23 protein-coding genes and 1 tRNA gene are annotated in these 20,937 nt (G+C 57.5%); 9 read left to right on the top strand and 15 right to left on the bottom strand.

Annotated features, from left to right (window positions below):
* The 6 genes from ACR0DU_RS04680 to ACR0DU_RS04655 form a co-directional block, all read right to left on the bottom strand.
* Nucleotides 1-1,356 (bottom strand): hypothetical protein (locus ACR0DU_RS04680; RefSeq protein ID WP_480872725.1); only part of this gene is annotated, 1,356 nt, incomplete at its 3' end.
* Nucleotides 1,357-1,515: 159 nt separating this feature from the next.
* Nucleotides 1,516-2,700, bottom strand: a complete 1,185-nt coding sequence (locus ACR0DU_RS04675; protein ID WP_480455098.1) for a vWA domain-containing protein — start codon at nt 2,698-2,700, stop codon at nt 1,516-1,518.
* Nucleotides 2,701-2,704: 4 nt separating this feature from the next.
* Entirely contained in the window at nt 2,705-2,872 is a 168-nt protein-coding gene (locus ACR0DU_RS04670; protein WP_010440604.1) for a hypothetical protein, read from the bottom strand.
* Nucleotides 2,873-2,878: 6 nt separating this feature from the next.
* The gene (locus tag ACR0DU_RS04665) at nt 2,879-4,243 is read right to left on the bottom strand and encodes a DUF2927 domain-containing protein (protein ID WP_480872723.1); all 1,365 of its coding nucleotides are present in this window, start codon (nt 4,241-4,243) and stop codon (nt 2,879-2,881) included.
* Entirely contained in the window at nt 4,240-4,689 is a 450-nt protein-coding gene (locus tag ACR0DU_RS04660) for a GNAT family N-acetyltransferase (protein ID WP_170781626.1), read from the bottom strand. The genes ACR0DU_RS04665 and ACR0DU_RS04660 overlap by 4 nt, the downstream gene beginning before the upstream one ends.
* A gap of 90 nt (nt 4,690-4,779) precedes the next feature.
* Nucleotides 4,780-5,625 (bottom strand): AAA family ATPase, encoded by an 846-nt coding sequence (locus tag ACR0DU_RS04655; protein ID WP_010440600.1) that lies wholly within the window; start codon nt 5,623-5,625, stop codon nt 4,780-4,782.
* A 376-nt stretch (nt 5,626-6,001) separates the two neighbouring features.
* Between ACR0DU_RS04655 and dksA the strand changes: the two genes are divergently transcribed.
* Together dksA and ACR0DU_RS04645 are read left to right on the top strand one after the other, a co-directional pair.
* Nucleotides 6,002-6,424 (top strand): RNA polymerase-binding protein DksA, encoded by a 423-nt coding sequence (dksA, locus tag ACR0DU_RS04650; RefSeq protein WP_010440598.1) that lies wholly within the window; start codon nt 6,002-6,004, stop codon nt 6,422-6,424.
* 72 nt (nt 6,425-6,496) lie between these two features.
* Nucleotides 6,497-7,648: an FAD-dependent oxidoreductase gene (locus ACR0DU_RS04645; protein WP_480872721.1), complete on the top strand. Its 1,152-nt coding sequence runs from the start codon at nt 6,497-6,499 to the stop codon at nt 7,646-7,648.
* Nucleotides 7,649-7,652: 4 nt separating this feature from the next.
* On the opposite strand, the gene xth is transcribed toward ACR0DU_RS04645, so the two are convergent.
* Complete coding sequence (gene xth, locus ACR0DU_RS04640; protein WP_480872720.1) at nt 7,653-8,432, bottom strand: exodeoxyribonuclease III; 780 nt, start codon at nt 8,430-8,432, stop codon at nt 7,653-7,655.
* Between the two features lie 280 nt (nt 8,433-8,712).
* Complete coding sequence (locus tag ACR0DU_RS04635; RefSeq protein ID WP_170781629.1) at nt 8,713-9,036, bottom strand: HesB/IscA family protein; 324 nt, start codon at nt 9,034-9,036, stop codon at nt 8,713-8,715.
* 76 nt (nt 9,037-9,112) lie between these two features.
* On the opposite strand from ACR0DU_RS04635, the gene ACR0DU_RS04630 reads away from it, so the two are divergent.
* A complete protein-coding gene (locus ACR0DU_RS04630; protein WP_170781630.1) occupies nt 9,113-10,270 on the top strand; it encodes a deoxyguanosinetriphosphate triphosphohydrolase in 1,158 nt (385 codons plus the stop codon).
* Nucleotides 10,271-10,394: 124 nt separating this feature from the next.
* Here ACR0DU_RS04630 and ACR0DU_RS04625 read toward each other — a convergent pair whose 3' ends face one another.
* Complete coding sequence (locus ACR0DU_RS04625) at nt 10,395-10,802, bottom strand: hypothetical protein (protein ID WP_480872718.1); 408 nt, start codon at nt 10,800-10,802, stop codon at nt 10,395-10,397.
* 136 nt (nt 10,803-10,938) lie between these two features.
* On the opposite strand from ACR0DU_RS04625, the gene argS reads away from it, so the two are divergent.
* From argS to ACR0DU_RS04595, 6 genes are all read left to right on the top strand, one after another.
* A complete protein-coding gene (gene argS / locus ACR0DU_RS04620) occupies nt 10,939-12,684 on the top strand; it encodes an arginine--tRNA ligase (RefSeq protein ID WP_480872717.1) in 1,746 nt (581 codons plus the stop codon).
* A gap of 39 nt (nt 12,685-12,723) precedes the next feature.
* Entirely contained in the window at nt 12,724-13,815 is a 1,092-nt protein-coding gene (locus ACR0DU_RS04615) for an SPOR domain-containing protein (RefSeq protein ID WP_480872716.1), read from the top strand.
* Nucleotides 13,812-14,819, top strand: coding sequence for a beta-N-acetylhexosaminidase (gene nagZ, locus ACR0DU_RS04610; RefSeq protein ID WP_480872714.1), 1,008 nt, complete (start codon nt 13,812-13,814; stop codon nt 14,817-14,819). The genes ACR0DU_RS04615 and nagZ overlap by 4 nt, the downstream gene beginning before the upstream one ends.
* Nucleotides 14,809-15,603 carry a segregation and condensation protein A gene (locus ACR0DU_RS04605; protein ID WP_010440582.1) on the top strand — a complete coding sequence of 265 codons (795 nt, stop codon included), beginning with the start codon at nt 14,809-14,811 and terminating at the stop codon, nt 15,601-15,603. Before nagZ ends, ACR0DU_RS04605 begins: the two co-directional genes overlap by 11 nt.
* Entirely contained in the window at nt 15,596-16,246 is a 651-nt protein-coding gene (gene scpB / locus ACR0DU_RS04600) for an SMC-Scp complex subunit ScpB (RefSeq protein WP_480872712.1), read from the top strand. Before ACR0DU_RS04605 ends, scpB begins: the two co-directional genes overlap by 8 nt.
* Before the next feature lie 65 nt (nt 16,247-16,311).
* Complete coding sequence (locus ACR0DU_RS04595) at nt 16,312-16,551, top strand: hypothetical protein (RefSeq protein WP_480455083.1); 240 nt, start codon at nt 16,312-16,314, stop codon at nt 16,549-16,551.
* Nucleotides 16,552-16,554: 3 nt separating this feature from the next.
* Here ACR0DU_RS04595 and ACR0DU_RS04590 read toward each other — a convergent pair whose 3' ends face one another.
* The 6 genes from ACR0DU_RS04590 to plsX form a co-directional block, all read right to left on the bottom strand.
* Nucleotides 16,555-17,634, bottom strand: a complete 1,080-nt coding sequence (locus ACR0DU_RS04590; RefSeq protein WP_480455192.1) for a 2'-deoxycytidine 5'-triphosphate deaminase — start codon at nt 17,632-17,634, stop codon at nt 16,555-16,557.
* Between the two features lie 61 nt (nt 17,635-17,695).
* A tRNA-Pro gene (locus ACR0DU_RS04585) sits at nt 17,696-17,772 on the bottom strand.
* A gap of 61 nt (nt 17,773-17,833) precedes the next feature.
* Entirely contained in the window at nt 17,834-18,421 is a 588-nt protein-coding gene (locus ACR0DU_RS04580) for a MerR family transcriptional regulator (RefSeq protein WP_480872709.1), read from the bottom strand.
* Nucleotides 18,422-18,439: 18 nt separating this feature from the next.
* Entirely contained in the window at nt 18,440-18,742 is a 303-nt protein-coding gene (ihfA, locus tag ACR0DU_RS04575) for an integration host factor subunit alpha (protein WP_008755922.1), read from the bottom strand.
* A gap of 96 nt (nt 18,743-18,838) precedes the next feature.
* On the bottom strand, nt 18,839-19,810 hold the full coding sequence (locus tag ACR0DU_RS04570; protein ID WP_480872708.1) for a beta-ketoacyl-ACP synthase III: 972 nt from the start codon (nt 19,808-19,810) through the stop codon (nt 18,839-18,841).
* 24 nt (nt 19,811-19,834) lie between these two features.
* The gene (gene plsX / locus ACR0DU_RS04565; RefSeq protein ID WP_480872707.1) at nt 19,835-20,920 is read right to left on the bottom strand and encodes a phosphate acyltransferase PlsX; all 1,086 of its coding nucleotides are present in this window, start codon (nt 20,918-20,920) and stop codon (nt 19,835-19,837) included.
* Nucleotides 20,921-20,937: the final 17 nt, after the last annotated feature.

Below are 20,937 nucleotides of genomic sequence, written 5' to 3'. Positions count from 1 at the left end.
CGCCGGCGCTGCCGCCTTGGACGCATTCAGGTTACGCAGCTTATCCGAGCCATAGGGATCGGTGATCGCTGCAACAAGCGGATCGCGGTAATAGCGGTAGCGGTCCTTCTTGCGATCGGAATATGGCTTGTCGTAGCGCAGTCGATAGTCGGTTTCATCATAGAACGTCTTATCATCCGAATAGCTGTAGTCATCAGGATCGTAAGGCACCGGCTGGATCGTTGCCCAGTCCTTGTGCCGGTAACCTGGCTGTGGCAGGTCGAGATAACCATGGAACTCGCCCAGCGTCGCCTTGGTCAATGTCCGCCCTTTCGAAGCGTCATAAAAGGCAGCCTCCGCATCTTGCAATGCGTCGCGGGTTTCGTATCTCAGGTCCCTCACATCCGCGCGCAGATCGTCGCGCGCCTCTTCATAGGTTTCTGCATCACGCAGTTCATCCTCAAGTGCACTGAGATCGTCGTCGTAATTCGGGTCTGCAGGATCGAGCGCGGCGATGTCATCAGCGATGTCTTCGCTGCTGCGGCCATCATAGCTCTCGTTCAGGTCACGCAGTTCACGGCGCGCCTCATAGAGGTCTCCGCGCAAGTCATAGTAGGTTTCCGCCGCAGCCTGATAGGTCGCGATCTTGCCCACATTGCTGTTGGCTGAGGCATTGCGGAACGCCGGCGCTGCCGCCTTGGACGCATTCAGGTTACGCAGCTTATCCGAGCCATAGGGATCGGTGATCGCTGCAACAAGCGGATCGCGGTAACGACGCGTGCCGGGCTTTTTGTCGACATGGCGCTTGGAATAATAATCCGTACGGGCAACAGGGCGCGGGGAATGCTCGAGCGGAGCTACGGAAGCTTGACGGTGACTTTTCTTTACGCGGTTGGCACTTGTATTGGATTTTGATCGCGTACGTTTTCCAAAAAGTTGCTCAACATCGCGTTTGAACTCTCGTCCAAAACCCGCCAGTGTAGTTTCCCGGACTTTGCTGTTCTGTCCCTTATTCTTATTCTTATTCTTGTTCTTGGCCGACCGTTGGGATTTTGCATTCTGATTTTTATTAAATTTAAAAGCTTTGCCTGAGCGTCGAGTATTGAACTTGGCACCACCTGCATTTTTATCCGTGCTTTTGGCCCCATGGCCTTTACCGGATTTTCCTTTGCCGCCCTTGGTGCTGTCATTGCCTTTGCCGGATTTTCCTTTTCCGCCACTGCGGCCTGCTCCTTTCCCGTTACCATTGCTCTTGTCGTTCTTGGCATAAGCCGCATCGGGACCCAGTATAATGGTAGCGACAGCTCCCGATGCAAGAACCAGCGAAGTAACCGTCAAAACAGACGTCAGAATATTGCGAAATTTGGAATTGGTCATCTCAGCCCCCCAGCCTCAAACCCTGCTCTGTATATCATGGATTTGAGAGAGGTGGGGAACTTAGCTTAGATTGTTTCCGGAGTGCTCATTTTGGAGCGTGAATCATGAGAATTCAGTCTGATTGTTTCCCGGATCCGGCCAATCAGAATTCCAACGGCCCTAACGTGTCAGTTCCCGCATGCCCTGTTCTAGCCCCGCCAGCGTCATGGGCACCATGCGATCCTCAAAAATCTCGCGGATCATGCCGATCGAATGCGTGTATTCCCAATACTTCTCGGGCACCGGGTTGATCCATAGGTTCGATGTCCACTGTTCGCGCGCGCGCTGCAACCAGACTTGTCCGGCCTCCTGGTTCCAGTGCTCATTTGCGCCACCGGGATACGCGATCTCGTAGGGGCTCATCGAAGCGTCGCCAACGAAGATGCATTTGTAGTCCGGACCGTAGGTGCGCAGCACCTCGTGCATTGGCGTCTGCTGATCCCAGCGGCGGCGGTTGTCACGCCAGACACCTTCATAGAGGCAATTGTGGAAGTAGTAGTATTCCAGATGCTTGAACTCGGTCCGCGCGGCCGAGAACAGCTCTTCGACCACCTTGATGTGCGGGTCCATTGAACCACCCACATCGAGAAACAAAAGCACTTTAACGGCGTTGTGCCGTTCAGGACGAGTTTTGACATCCAGATAGCCATGCTCGGCAGTGGCACGGATTGTGCCATCCAGATCCAGCTCTTCCGCAGCGCCCTCACGCGCCCAGCGGCGCAGGCGTTTCAGGGCGACCTTGATGTTGCGGGTGCCGAGTTCAACCGTGTCATCCATGTTCTTGAATTCACGCTTGTCCCAGACTTTAACCGCGCGTTGATGGCGGCTTTCTTTCTGGCCGATGCGCACGCCTTCGGGATTGTAGCCATAGGCCCCGAATGGCGAGGTACCTGCTGTCCCGATCCATTTGTTGCCGCCTTGATGTCGGCCTTGCTGATCCTTCAGGCGCTCGCGCAGTGTCTCCATCAGCTTGTCAAAACCACCCAGCGCCTCGATCTCGGCCTTTTCTTCGGCGCTCAGATGTTTTTCTGCCATCTTTGCAAGCCATTCGGCGGGAATATCGACGGCCTCGAGCACCTGCTCAAAACTGATTGCGTCCAGGCCTTCGAAACTTGCGGCAAAGGCGCGGTCGAACTTGTCGATATTGCGTTCGTCCTTCACCATCGACACGCGGGCGAGGTAGTAGAAAGCTTCGACATCGTAGGTGGCGAGGCCCTTTTTCATTCCCTCCAGAAAAGTCAGGTATTCGCGTAAGGAAACGGGAATACCGGCGTTTCGAAGGTTCTCAAAAAAGGGCAGGAACATATCTTTAAACCAATCGCACCAGAACCAGCGAGATCACCAGTCCGATTAGCGCAAAAGCGATCCCGTATCCGGCAGCATACTGGGCCATATCTGCACCGCTGCCATTGCGTTTCCGCGCAGTTCGAACGCCCAGCAAAGCCCCTAAAAGTGCCATGCCCAAAACCACTACCATATGCCGTTATCCACCCGTACCTGCGGCGGCCGCTTGCGCAATGTCTTGCGATACCGAGCGTGCCACCAATTCCGAGCCGAAGCCGTAACGCGCCCACCCGATACTGTCCAGCCGAACGCTGCGTGCCTGATCAATTTGCCCAGACTGGCGCAAAGCTTCGGATTTCAGCAGCAACAAAGTCGCCAGCAGCGCGGCGTTTTCAGAGCGCGTCATGACATCAATCGCACTGTTCAATTCGGGCAGCGCCTGCGCCCCTTGACCCTGCGCCAAGGCAAATGCCGCAGTCTGGGCTGTGATATGGGCGCGCTGGACCTCTGTTCCGGGTGTGGAGCGCAGGTACTTCTTCGCGATGTCGTATTGCCTCTGCGCGGCTTCGGGGTCGTCGAACTGCCCCATGCGCCCCAGCAGGTAATGCGGGTAGGCGCGGCGGTGGTCTGTCCAGCCTTGTTGTTGCCCGATCTGTGCCGCTTCTTTCGCGGCATTGACCCGCTTGGTGGTGCCCGCACCAGCCCCCAATGCGCGCTGTACTGCGTTTATCCAGGCGCGGGGTGTCTCGGTTACCGGTTGCGGTGCAACGCGATCCCCGCGCGGATTCAGCCGGCTTAGGACACCGGGCAAAACCGCCGCGACCTGTTCGCTTGTCATACCGTTCTGCAACTCGGGCGAGTAGGCCGTTCGCAGGATCAACATGTCGAACCCGGTCAGAACCGTGTGAAAGTTATCGTCGTTGAATACAGAATCCGGCAGGCGGTAGAGATCGTTTAGCGGTCCAAGGGCCTGAGCCAACTCTTCATGCAGGCAATCGCGAATTTCCTGTGGGCTGGCATCATAAGGGATGAAAATTCCGATCCTCTCGCGGCTGCGAAGTTCGGTCCAGTTGCTTTTCTTTTTCCGCCGGTCGCGGCGGTATTCTTCCAAACTTGAAGAGTTTGGAACGACGAAACACGCAGCCTGCGGAAGGATGCGGCGAATCTGTTTCTGGCTTACGGCTTCGATGGTGATATTCGCCTGACCCTCTGGAATCTGTCGGATGTCGATCTTCGCCTCCCGTCGCAGCCGTGTCAGTAGCCGGCTCAGGTCGGTCTGCATCGTTGGAGGGGGTGTCCCAGTCAGGCGCACCGTGATCGGTTCGTCGAACCGAGTAAAGACCGGAAGTTCCGCACCGCTTTCAAGCGCGAAATGCAACGACAGGAAATCAGCTGCGATATTCTTGTTTGAACGGGCAGGCGGGCTGGGACGGGCCGCACCGAAGGATTTAGACGGCGGCAGCGATGCTTCGATCACCTGGGTACGGGTCGGCGTCTCAATCCGGTCGACCGTGGTGCAGGCGGAAAGCGCCGCCAGAAGGAGGGTTGCGCCCAAAAGCCTCATGGTCGCTGATACTTCAGGAACGGCGACAACTTGCCGATGCGGTCGTAGAGTTTGCGCGCGGTATGGTTGTTTTCCTGTGTCAGCCAATAGACTGAGGGGGCTTTCTGCCTGTCCGCTTCGTCGTAGACGGCTTGAATCAAGGCGCGTCCAACACCGGTTCCACGCGCTTCGGGGCGGGCATAGAGATCCTGCAGATAGCAGACACTTTCCTCTTTCCAGGCGTGGCGATGAAAAAGGTAGTGGGTCAGCCCGAGCAGCTGCCCATCCAGATCGGCGACAAAACAGGAAAAGTCATTCGGATCATCACCTAAGAGCCGAGCAAAGGTGCTTTTGTAAGTCGAATCCGGCACCTCGGTTTCATAAAATGCAAGGTAGTCACGCCACATATCGGCCCATTGGTCCCGATCCTCTGATCGCAAAGGGCGGATTGTGGGGGTGGTCGACATTGCCATGTTTCCTGCTCTGGAGGCCCGATTGTCGCCGGGTTTTTCGTTAACGCAATGCTGACATCCGAGCGTACCGATGACAAGCCGTGATCACCGCTTGCTGCGCGCCATAAAGGCCAGCCGTTCAAACAGATGTACGTCCTGCTCATTTTTTAGAAGCGCACCATGCAGTTTTGGCAGCGCATTAACGCCGTCGCGCTTCAGATCCTCGGCACTTAAATCCTCAGCTAAGAGCAACTTCAGCCAGTCCAGCACTTCCGAGGTCGAGGGCTTTTTCTTCAAACCCTGCGTTTCGCGGATTTCGTAGAACTGGGTCAGCGCGGTGGTTAGCAGAGCGTCTTTGATGCCGGGGTGATGCACCTCGACGATCCGGCGCATCGTGGCCTCATCCGGGAAGCGAATGTAGTGGAAGAAACAGCGGCGCAGGAAGGCGTCCGGCAGTTCCTTTTCGTTGTTTGAGGTGATGATCACGATTGGGCGGTTCTTGGCCCTGATTGTCTCGCCGGTCTCGTAGACGTGGAACTCCATCTTATCGAGTTCCTGAAGCAGATCGTTAGGAAACTCGATGTCGGCCTTGTCGATCTCATCGATCAGCAAAACCACCTTTTCATCGGCGTCAAAAGCCTGCCACAGCTTGCCCTTGCGGATGTAGTTCGACACCTCATGCACCCGTTCATCGCCAAGCTGGCTGTCACGCAGACGGCTGACGGCGTCGTATTCATAGAGGCCCTGTTGTGCACGGGTTGTGGATTTCACGTTCCACTCGATCATCGTCAGCCCCAAAGCACCCGCAACCTGTTTCGCCAGCTCAGTCTTGCCGGTACCGGGTTCACCCTTGACCAGCAAAGGGCGTTCCAGGGTGACGGCAGCATTCACAGCAATGGTCAAATCGTCGGTGGCAACATATTCTGCGGTGCCTTGGAAACGTGCGGTCATGGGACCCCTCATTTGGTGTTTGGGCGGTTTTTGCTTTCCACGGGTTACAGAGGGGCAGGTATTTTTACAAGCCGGGCCGCTGCGTCGCGCTGAGATGATTTCTACCGTGAGTTCAATCCCTCTCGGGCGATTCGCCTGCATCAGACTAGCCTGACGTCTATCGGTGCCCGAAAAACGCCATGTGATAACCACAGAAAAACAAGGTTTTGTTGTTACAAGTCTCGTTATTAGAGCAGGCGGAGTGACGCGGCGACGAGCGACACGTTTGTGTAGTGACAATCTCAGCGCCGTCGGATACACGCTCCGCAGAAGGGGGTGCCGAATGTCAGCTAATACAACAGCAACCGACGTTTCAGGCCATACCGAGGGAGCAAATATGAAGCAGGAAGTTTTTCTGCCGGACGATTATCGACCGGCTGAAGATGAGCCTTTCATGAATGATCGACAGCTTGAGTATTTTCGCCGCAAGCTGATGGATTGGAAGACAGAACTACTCGCAGGCAGCCGCGATACGATCGAAGGGTTGCAGGACAACACCCGTAACATTCCTGATGTCGCTGATCGCGCAAGCGAAGAAACCGACCGCGCGTTGGAACTGCGCACGCGAGACCGTCAGCGTAAGCTGGTTGCCAAGATCGATTCGGCCTTGCGTCGGATTGACGAGGGTGAATACGGGTATTGCGAGAAAACCGGTGATCCGATCTCGTTGAAGCGTCTGGACGCACGCCCAATCGCGACGATGACGTTGGAAGCGCAAGAGCGCCACGAACGCCGTGAAAAGGTCCACCGCGACGATTGATCGCTGGATAATCTAGATAAAACATCAACGCCGGGGCCTGTCGCCCCGGCGTTTTTGCGTTATGGCAGAGCCATGAACATTAACGGTCTGAATTTCTGCGTTATTGGCGGCGGCATTGGCGGTATGGCGGCGGCACTGGCGTTGCGGCAACGTGGGGCCAAGGTCACGGTTATTGAGCAGGCTCCCGAATTGACCGAGGTTGGCGCTGGATTGCAAATCAGCGAAAACGGAATGGTAGTGCTGCGGGCCTTAAACGTCGTCGGCGAACCGCCTGAGGCTGGTTTAAAGTCCTACGGGACGTTACTCCGCGATTTTCGGACTGGGCGATCTGTCAGTGAGATACCGGCTCCGGTCTCAGGTCCAACCTACTACTATCATCGTGCCGATTTGCTGGGTCTACTGCACAAGGCTGCCCTTCGCGAAGGTATCGAGTTTCGATTGGGTGCAGGGGTTGCACGGGTGTTCAAGCATCCTTCTGAAGCTGAGATTGTTCTGAAGGATGGCACCAGATTAAGCGCTGATTGTGCAATTGCTGCTGATGGCGGACGAAGCAAAATCCGTGCGGGATTGAATGGACCCGAGGCACCCAAGTTCACACATCAGGTTGCTTGGCGTGCAACGATCCCCTGGGCACGGCGCGACCGAAAGCCGTGTGCCGTGCTAACCATGGGACCAGGACGGCATGTCGTAACGTATCCTCTTCGCGACCATACTCTGATGAATGTCGTCGCGATTGAAGAGCGATCTGATTGGCGGGAAGAAGGCTGGCACCGGCGCGGCGACCCTGAGGATTTGCGAGCGCGGTTTTCTAGTTTTGGCGGACTAGTTGGGGACATTCTTGAGCAGGTTCAGGAACCAAATGTTTGGGCATTGTTCCTCCGGCCCGTCGCGGATTGCTGGCAGAACGGACGTGTTGCGCTGTTGGGGGATGCAGCCCATCCGACGTTGCCGTTTATGGCTCAAGGAGCGTGCCTTGCGCTGGAAGACGCTTGGGTATTGGTTCGGTCTTTTGATGAGCAGTCTGGCATACAAAAAGCCCTTGCTACGTACGAGACGTGCCGTCGCCCTCGCGCACGGCAAGTGGTTGCCGCCGCCGGAGCCAATGCGCGCAATTTCCACCTTCGCGGACCCATGAGGATGGCGGCTCAGGCCGCCTTGATGGCTATCGGTCCACGCTTGGCGCGGCGCTATGAATGGATCTACAGCTACGACGCGACGGCGTAAGCCATCAGAGATCGAGATCGACCCAAACCGGCACATGGTCCGAAGGTTTTTCGTGCCCACGAATCTCGAAGTCGATCCGACAATCGCGCATCAGATCTGCTGCCTGCGGAGTCAGAAGGAAGTGATCGATCCGAATCCCGTCGTTTCTGTTCCACGCACCGGCCTGATAGTCCCAGAACGAATAATGACCCGGACCATGCGTGCGAGCGCGGAAGGCTTCAGTAAAGCCCAAGTTCAAGATTTTTCGAAATGCAGCGCGACTTTCGGGCCGAAAAAGAGCGTCCTCGCGCCAGGCGTCGGGTCGTTTTGCGTCCTCGGCTTGCGGAATGATATTGTAGTCCCCGGCCATCAGCGCGGGCTCTTCGGTGGCCAGCAAATCACGCGCGCGTTCATAGAGACGCTCCATCCACGCAAGCTTGTAGTCATATTTCGGCCCCGGCACCGGATTGCCGTTAGGCAGATACAGCCCACAGATGCGAAGAGCTTTTTTACCGATGACAGTCGCTTCGATCCAACGGGCCTGTTCATCGTCGTCATCACCGGGAAGGCCTCGGGAGACATCCTCCAACGGCAGTTTCGAAAGGATTGCGACGCCGTTGAAACTCTTTTGCCCGTGCGTTTCCACGTTATATCCGCGTTCTTCGAATATCTCGCTTGGGAAATTCTCATCAATCGATTTGATTTCCTGCAGCAAAACGACATCCGGCTGCGCCTCATCCAACCAGCGCGGTAGCGCCTCGGCCCGAGCTTTTATCCCGTTGATGTTGAACGTGGCGACTTTCATGCGCGATCCTCCGGTGCCATCCGCAACCTATCGCGCAGATTGCACCTGACGGCAAGGAACAGAACGGGCTAGCGAGACTCTGCCTCGCGCTCCGAGGTATTTTGGGCCAGATAAAGAAACGGATTCTTAGCCATACTTGAAAATAATGATTATGCGGTACAGGCGGAGGCGCCGATGACCGTGCCAGGTGAAGCTCTCTGGCCTAAACGGTCAGAGAGCGAATCCCACTTCGTCTGGCTAGAAATACCTTGGGGGTGTGGGGGCAAAGCCCCCACTTTGGCTACATTGAGAAAGATGTACCGCAGCCGCAGGAAGATGTGGCATTGGGGTTCTCGATAACAAAGCGCGCACCGATCAGTTCCTGCGTGAAATCGATCACCGCATTTTCCAGAAATGGCAGAGAGATCGAGTCGACGATAACCTTCTGGCCTTTGCCCTCTAAAACCAAATCGTCTTCCTTAGGCTTATCCAGCGCAATTTCGTATTGAAATCCTGAACATCCACCGCCCTCTACTGCGACGCGCAGGGCCTGGCCCTGATCTGCGGCACCAATCTCGGCCAAGCGATCAAAGGCGCGGTCTGTAACTGTTGGGGGCAGATTCATGCCGGTCTCCAAAGGTTTATTTCCTTAGCATCGTACAATATATGAAACCTGAAGACAGGCGACAAGGACAACACCATTGGACAGAGCGGGTTTTGCCTCGGATCCGGGCCGCGCGCGGGGGCGGTTGGTGCCGGAAGAAGAGAGCAGCTTTCGTTCATGCTTTCAGCGTGACCGCGACAGGATCATTCATGCCAGTGCCTTTCGGAGGCTCAAGCACAAGACACAGGTCTTTGTTGAGCACGAAGGTGACAGCTATCGTACCCGTTTGACCCACTCAATCGAAGTTGCGCAGGTGGCGCGGACGATTGCTGGTGCTTTGGGATTGAACCCGGAACTGACCGAAGCGGTCGCTCTGGCGCATGATCTTGGGCACACGCCTTTTGGTCATACGGGAGAGGATGCACTGCACGCGTTGATGAAGCCCTATGGCGGTTTTGACCACAACGCACAGGCCATTCGGATCGTAACCAAACTTGAGCGTCACTATGCCGAGTTCGACGGCTGCAATCTGACCTGGGAATGCCTGGAGGGCATCGCCAAGCATAACGGTCCCGTCGTAGGCGAATTGCCATGGGCGCTGGCCGAGTGCAATCAGGGCTATGACCTCGAACTCAACACACACGCGAGCGCCGAGGCGCAGGTGGCCGCGCTTTCTGATGACATAGCCTATAACAATCACGATCTGTTCGATGGGTTGCGCGCTGGTCTGTTCAGCGATGACGACATTCAGCAACTTCCGATCATCGATGCCTGTTTTGCAAAAGTCGATCGCAGATATCCGGGTCTGGACCCATACCGGCGTCGCCATGAAGCGCTGCGGCGGGTTTTTGGCGTGATGGTCTCGGATGTTATCGACACGTCGCGCGCGTTGATCGCTTCCTCAGGGGCGCAATCGGTCGAGGATATTCGGAACCTGGGCTATCCGGTCATTCAGTTCTCAGATGGGTTATGGGTTCAGCTCAAACAAATCCGGGCGTTTCTATTTTCGCGTATGTATCGTGCACCAAGCGTGATGCAAGTGCGCACCAAGGTCAGCAAGGTGGTCGAAGAGCTCTTTCCGATTTATCTTGCCGACCCGAAGCAGATGCCTGGGCACTGGCACGGCGATATCGAGGCGGCGGCTGACGAAACGGCGTTGGCGCGGATCGTCTCGGATTATATCGCGGGTATGACGGACAGGTTTGCGCTGCAGGACCATGCCCGCCTGACCGGAGATCATTCAATCGCGATATAGGCAATGGCCCAAACTTGCTGGCTGGCCTGTATCTGGGCCAATTCTACGTCATCAGTTGGCGGAAAAACGATCATCGTGGGGCCATAGCCGCCGATTCCCATGGGCACGCCGTCCGCATGGGTGGCTACAATCGGTTGGTGTGCTTTGATGCTTTGCCAAGGGATTTCCGCTTGATAACCGTCCATTGCCATGGCAGGGCGGATTTACCCTCTGCTCCGGCCAACTTCATTACTTCGGACAGCCGTGGGCCTGAAAAGATATAGTCGCGCTGGTTCTCTGGCGGGCCATAGGGGATAGTGATCTTGATCTGCTCCAATCCCTCCAGCATGGTTGCGTCGAACCCGGCTGCTCCTGCGTGCGTGACTTCGAGGTAACCGAACAGGCCACCGTCATTTTCTGTTCGTGCGGGCAGGTTGGTCTCATCGACGGCGCCACCCAGTGTCAGAATGACGTGACCATCGGGCGTCGATAGTTCGGCCCATGCGGGTATGGCGGCAGATAGAAGCAGGACTAAGGGCAGAGCGCGGTACATGGGGATCTCCGGGGCGTGTGTGGCGTCAGGCCCGAAACTACCCGGCCTGTGCGTTATGCCAAGTACAAACTAAGGGCGTCCATTGACCTTGCCGCGATGCGTGTTAAACCCCGCGACAAGTAAAAGGACATCCGAAATGAACCTGTTTTCCGAGATCCGCGGCCTTGTACTGGACGCGCTGGCGCAGATGCAGTCCGAAGGCGCGCTGCCAGAGGGATTGAGCTTTGACAACGTGGCGGTTGAGCCTCCGCGCGATGCAGCGCATGGCGACATGGCGACCAATGCGGCGATGGTGCTGGCGAAACCGGCGAAGATGAAGCCGCGGGACATTGCAGATGTGCTGGCAGGCAAGCTGTCTGCAGACGACCGGATCACCAGCGCCGAGGTGGCGGGCCCGGGCTTTCTAAACCTGCGGCTTGCGCCTTCGGTCTGGCAGGGCGTGCTGGCTGCGGTGCTGGAAAAAGGCACCGATTATGGCCGTTCGACCATGGGGCATGGTCAGAAGGTCAACGTGGAGTATGTCTCGGCCAACCCGACCGGCCCGCTGCATGTGGGCCACACGCGGGGGGCTGTGTTCGGTGATGCGCTGGCAAGCCTGCTGGCCTATTCGGGCCATGATGTGACACGCGAATACTACATCAACGATGGCGGCGCGCAGGTGGATGTGTTGGCGCGTTCGGCCTATGAGCGGTATCGCGAGGCGAATGGTCTAAGCCCAGAAATTGCCGAAGGTCTGTACCCTGGCGACTACCTGATCCCGATTGGCGAGGCGCTGAAAGAGAAATATGGTGACAGCCTGATCGACAAGCCGGAAAGCGAATGGCTGGAAGAGCTGCGCAACTTTGCCACCGACGCGATGATGGACCTGATCCGCGCCGACCTGAAGGCGCTGGGCGTCGAGATGGACGTGTTCTTCTCAGAGAAGTCGCTATACGGCACGGGTCGGATCGAGGCGGCGCTGCAGTCTTTGACCGACAAGGGCCTGATCTACGAAGGCGTGCTTGAGCCGCCCAAGGGCAAGAAGCCCGAGGATTGGGAGCCGCGCGAACAGACCTTGTTCAAATCGACCGAACACGGGGATGATGTGGACCGCCCGGTCAAGAAATCAGACGGCAGCTGGACTTATTTCGCGCCGGATATCGCCTATCACTATGACAAGGTTACCCGTGGATTTGACGCTTTGATCGACGTGTTCGGTGCTGACCATGGCGGCTATGTCAAGCGGATGAAGGCAGCGGTTTCGGCCCTGTCCGATGGTCAGGTTCCGCTGGATATCAAGCTGACGCAACTGGTGAAGCTGTGGAAGAACGGTGAGCCGTTCAAGATGTCCAAACGGGCAGGGAACTTTGTGACCCTGCGAGATGTGGTCGATCAGGTGGGTCCGGACGTGACGCGGTTCGTCATGCTGACCCGCAAGAACGACGCACCGCTGGATTTCGATTTCGACAAGGTGCTGGAACAAAGCCGCGAAAACCCGGTGTTCTACGTCCAATACGCCCATGCCCGCGTCATGAGTGTGCTGCGCCGCGCCGCTGAGGCTGGGATTGTTACGGATGATGCAACCCTCGGTCAGGCCGATCTGGGCAAGATTGATCACGCGTCTGAGCTGACTGTTGCCAAGAAGCTGGCAGAATGGCCACGTCTGGTTGAAATCGCCGCACGCACGAATGAACCGCACCGGGTTGCCTTCTATCTATATGAATTGGCAGGGGATTTCCACGCGCTGTGGAACAAGGGCAATGACGAAACCCAGTTGCGCTTCATTCAGGATGGCGATGTTGCCACAAGCCAATCGAAAATCGCACTGGCCCGGGCTGTTTCTGTTGTGATTTCAGCGGGCTTGGGTATTCTTGGCGTCACCCCGGCGCAGGAGATGCGGTAACAAATATCGCCCGAACCGCCGGTCTGAGGCAGACAAGAAATGACCCGCGCGCCACTTTTTACGGCGCAATCGGGCGGTGAGGCGGAAATGGCACGTTACGATTACTCGGGGCAGCACAGCCCCGAGCAGATGCATTACTCGAATCAAACGCATCCTGAGGATGCATTTGACTATCCCGACGAAAGCTATGGCTATGATGAGGCCCCGCGCGCTGGCGCTGGGCTTGGTCGCATTGTCAACGTGCTTGGGGCGGTTGCGTCCCTGGCGCTGGTCGCCGGTGTCGGCGTTTGGGGTTACCAGCTGATCATGCGCGACGTTAGCGGCGTGCCGGTCGTGCGCGCTGCTGAGGGGCCGATGCGTGTGCAACCCGAAAACCCAGGTGGTACGCCTGCCGATCATCAGGGCCTTGCGGTGAATGCAGTTGCGGCGGTTGGGACTGCCGCGCCGCCGGCAGATCGTCTGATCCTCGCGCCGCGCCCTGTGTCGCTGACTGATGAAGACACGCCCATGGCCGCGTTTGAGGCTACAAACGCCGTGCAGGTGATCGAAGAACCCGCCACTGATCAGGCCATCGTGAACGCTTTGGCCGAAGGGCTCAGTGCCGAAGCTCAGCCTGAACAGACGCCAGAGCAGGGTGTGCAATTGGCCTCGCTGGTCACGCCCGAGGAAGAACCTGCAATCGATCCGGCTGATTACGCCGCGCAACAGCCAGACCCGAAGATTGCAGCACTGCCAGGTGTGCGCCGTTCGCTGCGTCCGCATGTGCGTCCAGCCCGCGCGACCCCAAGTTCGATTGCGTCAAACAGCGCCACCGAGGCGGCGATCAACGCTGCCGTAAAAGCTGCCGTAGGACTGGATGTCGATCCGGATACGTTGGCCAAAGGGACCCGGCTGGCGCAGCTTGGTGCCTATGAAAGCGCTGATGTGGCGCAGGCCGAATGGGCGCGCTTGAATGGTCGTTTTGGCGAGTATATGGATGGAAAACAGCGTGTTATCCAGAAAACCTCAAGCGGCGGGCGCACCTTCTATCGCCTGCGTGTCATGGGGTTTGATGATCTGAGCGACTCACGCCAGTTCTGCGCGGCCCTAGTCGCGCAAGGTGCCGACTGTATCCCGGTCGCCGTCCGGTGAGATTTGGCGCGGTTATCACCGATGCCGAAGGGCTGCGTCTGACGCCGGATGAGAAAGCTTTGTTTAAAGAGATGAACCCGTTCGGGTTCATTCTGTTTGCCCGCAACATCGAATCCGCTGACCAGACCCGCGCCCTGTGCGAGGACTTTCGCGAGGCTGTTGGTCGAAATTGCCTGATCACCGTGGATCAGGAAGGGGGCCGCGTGCAGCGCCTGCGCGCACCTTTAGCCCATGAATGGTTGCCTCCGCTGGACCATGTCGCACGTGCCGGGGATCAGGCTGAGCGTGCGATGTATTTGCGCTATCGCTTGATTGCGGATGAACTGCTGGCTCTGGGCATCGACAGCAACTGCGCACCGATGGTCGATCTTGCACGTGAAGATACCCATGCGTTCCTGAAAAATCGCTGCTATGCGTCTGATCCAGAACAGGTTTCTGCAATCGGCCGGGCCGTAGCCAATGGCCATCTGGATGGCGGTGTTCTGCCGGTTGTGAAGCACATGCCTGGCCATGGCTTATCAACGCTCGACAGTCATCACGACCTGCCGCATGTGGACCTTTCGCTGAAAGCACTAGAAGAGGCAGATTTTGCACCTTTCCGCGCGCTGAACGACTTGCCGATGGGGATGACGGCGCATCTGGTTTATGACCAGATTGACCCTCGGCCTGCGACGATCTCGGCTGGAATGATGACGCTGATCAGGGAGCGGATCGGTTTCGACGGTCTGATCATGACCGACGATATCACGATGAAGGCTTTGCAGGGCACGCCCTCTGATTTGGCCCGTCAGGCTTTGGACGCTGGGTGCGATGTGGCCTTGCATTGCAACGGGGTGTTTGAAGAACGCGCGCAGGTGCTCGAAGCCGCTGGAGAAATGACCGATGCGGCACAGGTCCGCGCAGATCGGGCGTTGGCCCGACGCCAGCCGCCACGGGAACTTGACATCCAAGCCGCCGAAGCGGAACTATCTGCCCTAATGGGCGGGCAGGTATATGCAGGATAACCTTTTCAGCGAAGACCCGGTCTCGGTCGCAGATCGGCTGGCCGCCGAGGCCTTGATTGTTGACGTCGACGGGTTTGAAGGCCCGCTGGACGTGCTGCTCACCTTGTCACGCACCCAAAAGGTGGATCTGCGCAAAATCTCGGTTCTGGCGCTGGCGCAGCAGTATCTGACCTTTGTCGAAAAGGCGCGGCAGCTGCGGATTGAGCTGGCGGCGGATTATCTGGTGATGGCTGCATGGCTGGCTTTTCTGAAATCGCGCCTGTTGCTGCCGCCCGACCCGGATGACGAAGGCCCCTCGGGTGAAGAACTGGCAGCACACCTCGCATTCCAGCTGGAACGCTTGCAGGCCATGCGCGATGCAGCCGCGCGTCTGATGGCACGCGATCAGCTGGGTCGTGACTTCTTCAAACGAGGGCAGGGCGAGGATGTCACCCGTATCCGCACCGTGACCTATTCTGCCACGCTGCTAGACCTTATGCAGGGCTATGCGCGCATCCGCACCCGAGATGAATTCCGACCCTTTGTGATGGACCGCGATGCCGTCTTCACGATGGAGCAGGCGCTGGAACGGATGCGCCCGCTGATTGGTTTTGCCGGTGCCTGGACGGATATGGAGACCTATCTGCCCGAAGGCTGGGATGCTGATCCGGTGCGCCGCAGGTCCGCGACGGCGGCGACCTTTGCGGCCTCGCTGGAGCTGGTGAAAGAAGGACATATGGAGATGAAGCAAAGCGAGACCTTTGCACCGATCCATCTGCGTAAGAGGACCGAAACACGTGACTGACGCCCCAGAAGAGACTGGCACTCTGTTTGAAGCGCCGCCATTGGCCGAGCAGGAACGTATGGTCGAGGCCGTGCTGTTTGCTAGCGCCGAGCCCGTGACAATTGGTGATCTCGAGGCTCGAATGCCCCATGGCAGCAATGCTGCACAAGCAGTTGAATCGCTGCAGAAACGATACGAAGGGCGCGGTGTGCGCGTGGTGCGCGTTGGTGAGGCTTGGGCGATCCGTACCGCACCCGACCTGGGTTTCCTGATGCAGAAAGAAACGGTTGAGACGCGCAAGCTGAGCCGGGCAGCCATCGAAACGTTGGCGATTGTTGCCTATCACCAACCCTGCACAAGGGCTGAGATTGAAGAAATCCGCGGCGTTTCCGTCTCGCGTGGCACCATTGATCAGCTTCTGGAGATGGAGTGGATTCGGCTGGGGCGCCGCCGCATGACGCCGGGCCGTCCAGTTACATTTGTGGTAACGCCCGAATTTCTGGATCATTTCGGTCTGGAAAACGCCCGTGACCTTCCGGGTCTGAAAGAACTGCGCGCGGCGGGGCTGTTGGAAAACCGGCCGCCTCCAGGCACAGTGCCGTTGGGTGAAGGGCAGGATCGGGATGAAGACGAAGATCAGACCGAGCTGTTCGAGGAAGAGTGATCAATCAGCCCTTTTGTTGGCACAGAACATGCCTATTGTAGTGCGCGGGAAACGGAGTTGAACCAATGAATGCCAATCGGATCATTGACATGATCGTGCGTCAGGTTTTGCGCCGCCTTGTGAACCGTGGGGTCGACAAGGGTATTGATATGGCGAGCCGGGCCGGTCGCAAACCGGGGCCGTCAGAGACCCAAAGTGATTCCGAAGCAAATCGTCAAATGCGCGATGCGGCTGGGCGCCAGAAGCAGAGCGTCAAGCAGATGAAACAGGTAACTCGGCAGATGCGCCGCTTCATGAAATTTTGATTGTTAGCCTACGGCCTTAAAATGCTTAGACAGTTTGAGGCCTTGCCCCTGATAGTTTGAGGCAATGCCCGCGCCATACAGCTGCGTCGGCATCTCAGCCATTTTCTCATATACCAAACGCCCGACGACCTGTCCGTGCTCCAACACAAAGGGCGCCTCGTGGCAGCGCACTTCCAACACGCCGCGCGATCCTGCGCCGCCCGCTTCGGCATGACCAAAGCCCGGGTCGAAGAAACCGGCGTAGTGCACCCGGAACTCACCGACCATGGCCAGATAGGGGGCCATTTCGGCGGCATACATCGGTGGGATATGCACTGCTTCGCGGCTGACGAGAATGTAGAACGCGCCGGGGTCGAGGATGATGCGTCCGTCTTTGGTGCGCACCTCTTCCCAGTATTCCTGCGGGTCGTATTCGCCGATCCGGTCCAGATCGATCACCCCGGTGTGTGGTTTGGCGCGATAGCCAACTAGGTCGGTATCGGGTAGCTGCAGATCGACCGAGAATCCCAGACCGTCCTGAATCACGGCTGGGCCATCGACCAGCGGTGTCTGACTATGCAACGCGGACAGTTCGACGTCGCTCAACACAGCCTGACCCTTGCGGAAACGGATCTGATTCAACCGCATTCCGGGGCGCACCAAAACCGAGAAAGAGCGCGGGCAGATCTCGGCATATAGAGGACCAGTATATCCAGCGGGGACCCGATCGAACTCGGTACCACCATCGGTGATAGTACGGGTCAGTAGGTCCAGCCGCCCGGTCGAGCTTTTGGCATTGGCCACCGCACTGACGTCATCGGGGAGGGCGAGCGATTCCATCAGCGGCACCAGATAGACGCAACCTTTTTCCAGAACCGCGCCTTCGGTGATGTCGATGCGGTGCATTTCAAACTCGGCCAGACGATCTGCAACAGACCGTCCTTCGCCTGCCAGAAATGAGGCACGTACCCGGTAAGCTACTGTTCCTAAACGTAGATCAAGGCTGGCGGGCTGCACCTGCGCAGGGATGATGTCCGGGCTTGCAGTAATCTCACCACGCGCGATCATCGCCTCAAGCTGCTGATTTGGGCAAACACCTGTCATTTCGATCCCCTCTGCTGCCAGAGCGGGATCTGGCCTATGTGCCATAAACGTCGGTGTGATTTGGTCGGGCTAGCAGGACTCGAACCTGCGACCTTCCGTCCCCCAGACGGACGCGCTACCAGGCTGCGCCATAGCCCGACGTTGAGGTGTTCATAAAGACTTTCCCGGCAGGGGCAAGAGGAAATCATCGCCTTTTTTGCTATCCCGCCGCCCGGTTTTCAACGCGATCCAGCCAACGGCGCAGGTCTCTTGCAATCGGTGCAATTTGGTGCAGAAGCTTGTCGTCATACTCTGCCCGGTTCCATGCCAATGATGCTATTCCACCCATAAGTGGAGCGGCGTCCATTGCATCAGGTTGCAGCTTGGGTTGGTCGCTAATGTCGGGCTTTATTGGTGCCGGAGCTTGGCCGGGTTCGCCGAGATCCATGTTAATCTGGTTCGCAGGCTGCGCCGAGGATGCTGCGGTAAACGGAACAACCGTGTCATTCGGAGGCGAAACGGGCGGGCTGTCATCCAGGCTCGGTGAAAGTGAAGCAACGTGTGCAACGCCTTGTTCCCGCAGGATTCTCTGTACGCCTTTGATGGTGGTGCCATCCTCGTGCAGCAGTTTCTTGATGCCACCCAATAATCGCATATCATTCGGGCGGTAGTATCGCCGCCCACCGGCACGCTTTACCGGCTTTACCTGCGTAAACTTGCTTTCCCAAAAGCGCAGAACATGAGCCTGAACTCCTAGCCAGTCCGCAACTTCACTAATGGTGCGAAAGGCGTCGGGGGACTTACTCATAACCAAACTGTCCTGAACTTACTTGCGGTTCCCTGCAGCGACGCGATCCTTCATCAGGTGCGACGGGCGGAAAGTCAGCACGCGGCGCGGCTGGATCGGAACCTCTTCTCCGGTCTTGGGATTACGTCCGATGCGGGCGGTTTTGTCCCGAACGCTGAATGTACCGAAAGACGAAATCTTGACCTGCTCGCCACGTACCAGCGCGTCGGACATGTGGTTCAGAACGCTTTCGACAAGCTGCGCACTTTCATTGCGTGACAGGCCGACCTCACGAAAGACGGCCTCGCTCAGATCCATTCGGGTCAGTGTTTTATCGCCCATACTTTTTCCCCTGTTGATGAGCGAGCATATGGCGATGCGAAATTCACTGTCAATATCAATGAATTGCAGGCGGCTTCGTAAGCCGGATTGCGCCCATCACCAGCGTAGGGCAACCGCACCCCATGCCAGACCGCCGCCGATCGCTTCAGTTACAATTAGATCACCGGTTTTGATCTGGCCGTTCTTCTTGCCCACCGACAAGGCCAAGGGAATCGACGCAGCGGAGGTGTTTCCATGATCCTGCACGGTGACAACGACATTTTCCATCGGCAGGCCCATCTTCTTGGCAGTGCCTTGAATAATGCGGATATTGGCCTGATGCGGCACAATCCAGTCGACATCGTCACTTGTCAGGCCTGCTCGCTCCAGCGCCACTTCGGCGGTTTTGGCCAGCTTCTCGACGGCATGGCGGAAGACCTGATTGCCCTGCATCCGCAAGTGACCGGTTGATTGGGTCGAAACCCCGCCATCAACATAAAGCAGGTCTTTGTATCGCCCGTCCGAGTTCAGGTCGGTGGAAAGAATGCCGCGATCATCAGAAGTGCCTTGCCCATCCTGTAATTCCAGCACAAGTGCGCCTGCGCCATCGCCGAACAGCACACAGGTGGACCGGTCGGTCCAGTCCATGATTCGCGAAAATGTCTCGGCTCCGATCACCAGCACGCGCTTCGCTTGTCCAGACAGGATCAGAGCGTTGGCATTGCAAAGTGCAAAGACGAACCCGGCGCAGACGGCCTGCACATCAAACGCAAAGCCTTTGGTCATACCCAACCGCGCCTGCACCATAGTCGCAGCCGATGGAAAAGTCAGATCCGCCGTCGAGGTTGCCAGCACAATCGCGTCGATATCATCTGCCGTCAGTCCGGCATCGGCCAGCGCAGCCTCGGCCGCTTTGGTGGCCAGATCGGATGTGGTTTCGTCCTCGGCTGCGAAATGCCGCCGCTCGATACCGGACCGGGTGCGAATCCATTCGTCCGTCGTATCCAGCTTTTTTTCGAATTCGGCGTTTGGTACAACGCGCTCCGGCAAATAATGTCCGACACCTACAACAACTGAGCGGCCTGCCATGCTGGGGTACTGCCTTTTTTGTTATTATTCCGATTGAGACACGGAATGGGCCGCATCTTGTGCAAGTGCGGCAGTTGATGCAACCCGTGCCGCCAATTTTTCGGCAAAGCCGGATTCTGCCAATGTGAAAGCAAGTTTGACCGCAGCCGAAACTCCTGTCGCGTCTGCTCCGCCGTGGGATTTGACCACGGTTCCGTTAAGGCCAAGGAACACGCCACCGTTTACGCGACGCGGATCGATCCGCTTTTTAAGGCGGTTTAGCGATGTGATCGCCAGAATCGATGCCAAGCGGGACAGGGGCGAGTATTTGAATGCCTCGCGCAGCAGATCACCGATTAGGTTCGCAGTGCCTTCGCCGGTTTTGATCGCAACGTTGCCGGTAAAACCGTCTGTGACGATCACGTCAGCCTTATCGCCGGGGATATCACTGCCTTCGACAAAGCCCACGAACTCAAAATTCGCCTGATCGGCAAAGTCCGAGATCATGGCGTGCGCCTCTCTCAATTCGGCGCGGCCTTTGTGCTCTTCAGTTCCGACGTTCAGCAGGCCGATGCGGGGGCGGCTGAGCGCCATCCCGTTGCGCGCGTATGAAGCACCCATCAGAGCATATTGCAGCAAATCCTTGGCATCGGCACGCACATCCGCGCCCACGTCCAGCATCACGTTAAAGCCATGCGGGTTACGCGAGGGCCATAAGATCGCAATAGCAGGGCGGTTCACGCCGGGCAGCTTGCGCAGCCGCAGCATCGACATTGCCATCAATGCGCCAGTGTTGCCGCAGGACACCGCGCCGTGCGCTTCGCCTGCGCGCACCGCTTCCAGCGCCGACCACATCGATGTGTTCTTGCCGCTGCGCACAACTTGGCTGGGTTTGTCTTCCATCGTGACGACGTCGGGGCAATCACGAAAAACGACGCGCCCATCAAGGACACGTCGTTTGGCAACCAGCTTGCGCAATTCCTGTTCCTGGCCGTGCAGGATGAACCCGATCTTCGGGTTCTTGTCCGCAGACTTGGCAATGCCCGCCACAACGACGGCAGGGCCCGAATCTCCGCCCATAGCGTCAACCGAGATGATGATCCGTCCGGTTTGCGTGGGCTGATCCGTCATGCCTTGGCCTGCGTCCA

It is taken from the genome of Ruegeria sp. G2 (assembly GCF_056533505.1).
Note: the sequence above shows the minus strand (reverse complement) of the source record. Positions and strands in the feature narration are given on the sequence as shown.

What these genes read in the sequence shown, in the direction of transcription:
- ACR0DU_RS04625 (WP_480872718.1), bottom strand. Translation starts at nt 10,802, where the DNA reads ATGTACCGCGCTCTGCCCTTAGTCCTGCTTCTATCTGCCGCCATACCC.
- ACR0DU_RS04570 (WP_480872708.1), bottom strand. Translation starts at nt 19,810, where the DNA reads ATGGCAGGCCGCTCAGTTGTTGTAGGTGTCGGACATTATTTGCCGGAG.
- xth (WP_480872720.1), bottom strand. Translation starts at nt 8,432, where the DNA reads ATGAAAGTCGCCACGTTCAACATCAACGGGATAAAAGCTCGGGCCGAG.
- ACR0DU_RS04660 (WP_170781626.1), bottom strand. Translation starts at nt 4,689, where the DNA reads ATGTCGACCACCCCCACAATCCGCCCTTTGCGATCAGAGGATCGGGAC.
- ACR0DU_RS04605 (WP_010440582.1), top strand. Translation starts at nt 14,809, where the DNA reads ATGCAGGATAACCTTTTCAGCGAAGACCCGGTCTCGGTCGCAGATCGG.
- ACR0DU_RS04655 (WP_010440600.1), bottom strand. Translation starts at nt 5,625, where the DNA reads ATGACCGCACGTTTCCAAGGCACCGCAGAATATGTTGCCACCGACGAT.
- ACR0DU_RS04670 (WP_010440604.1), bottom strand. Translation starts at nt 2,872, where the DNA reads ATGGTAGTGGTTTTGGGCATGGCACTTTTAGGGGCTTTGCTGGGCGTT.
- ACR0DU_RS04580 (WP_480872709.1), bottom strand. Translation starts at nt 18,421, where the DNA reads ATGAGTAAGTCCCCCGACGCCTTTCGCACCATTAGTGAAGTTGCGGAC.
- ACR0DU_RS04615 (WP_480872716.1), top strand. Translation starts at nt 12,724, where the DNA reads ATGACCCGCGCGCCACTTTTTACGGCGCAATCGGGCGGTGAGGCGGAA.
- ACR0DU_RS04675 (WP_480455098.1), bottom strand. Translation starts at nt 2,700, where the DNA reads ATGTTCCTGCCCTTTTTTGAGAACCTTCGAAACGCCGGTATTCCCGTT.
- ACR0DU_RS04590 (WP_480455192.1), bottom strand. Translation starts at nt 17,634, where the DNA reads ATGACAGGTGTTTGCCCAAATCAGCAGCTTGAGGCGATGATCGCGCGT.
- ACR0DU_RS04595 (WP_480455083.1), top strand. Translation starts at nt 16,312, where the DNA reads ATGAATGCCAATCGGATCATTGACATGATCGTGCGTCAGGTTTTGCGC.
- ACR0DU_RS04645 (WP_480872721.1), top strand. Translation starts at nt 6,497, where the DNA reads ATGAACATTAACGGTCTGAATTTCTGCGTTATTGGCGGCGGCATTGGC.
- ACR0DU_RS04635 (WP_170781629.1), bottom strand. Translation starts at nt 9,036, where the DNA reads ATGAATCTGCCCCCAACAGTTACAGACCGCGCCTTTGATCGCTTGGCC.
- ihfA (WP_008755922.1), bottom strand. Translation starts at nt 18,742, where the DNA reads ATGGGCGATAAAACACTGACCCGAATGGATCTGAGCGAGGCCGTCTTT.
- ACR0DU_RS04665 (WP_480872723.1), bottom strand. Translation starts at nt 4,243, where the DNA reads ATGAGGCTTTTGGGCGCAACCCTCCTTCTGGCGGCGCTTTCCGCCTGC.
- argS (WP_480872717.1), top strand. Translation starts at nt 10,939, where the DNA reads ATGAACCTGTTTTCCGAGATCCGCGGCCTTGTACTGGACGCGCTGGCG.
- plsX (WP_480872707.1), bottom strand. Translation starts at nt 20,920, where the DNA reads ATGACGGATCAGCCCACGCAAACCGGACGGATCATCATCTCGGTTGAC.
- dksA (WP_010440598.1), top strand. Translation starts at nt 6,002, where the DNA reads ATGAAGCAGGAAGTTTTTCTGCCGGACGATTATCGACCGGCTGAAGAT.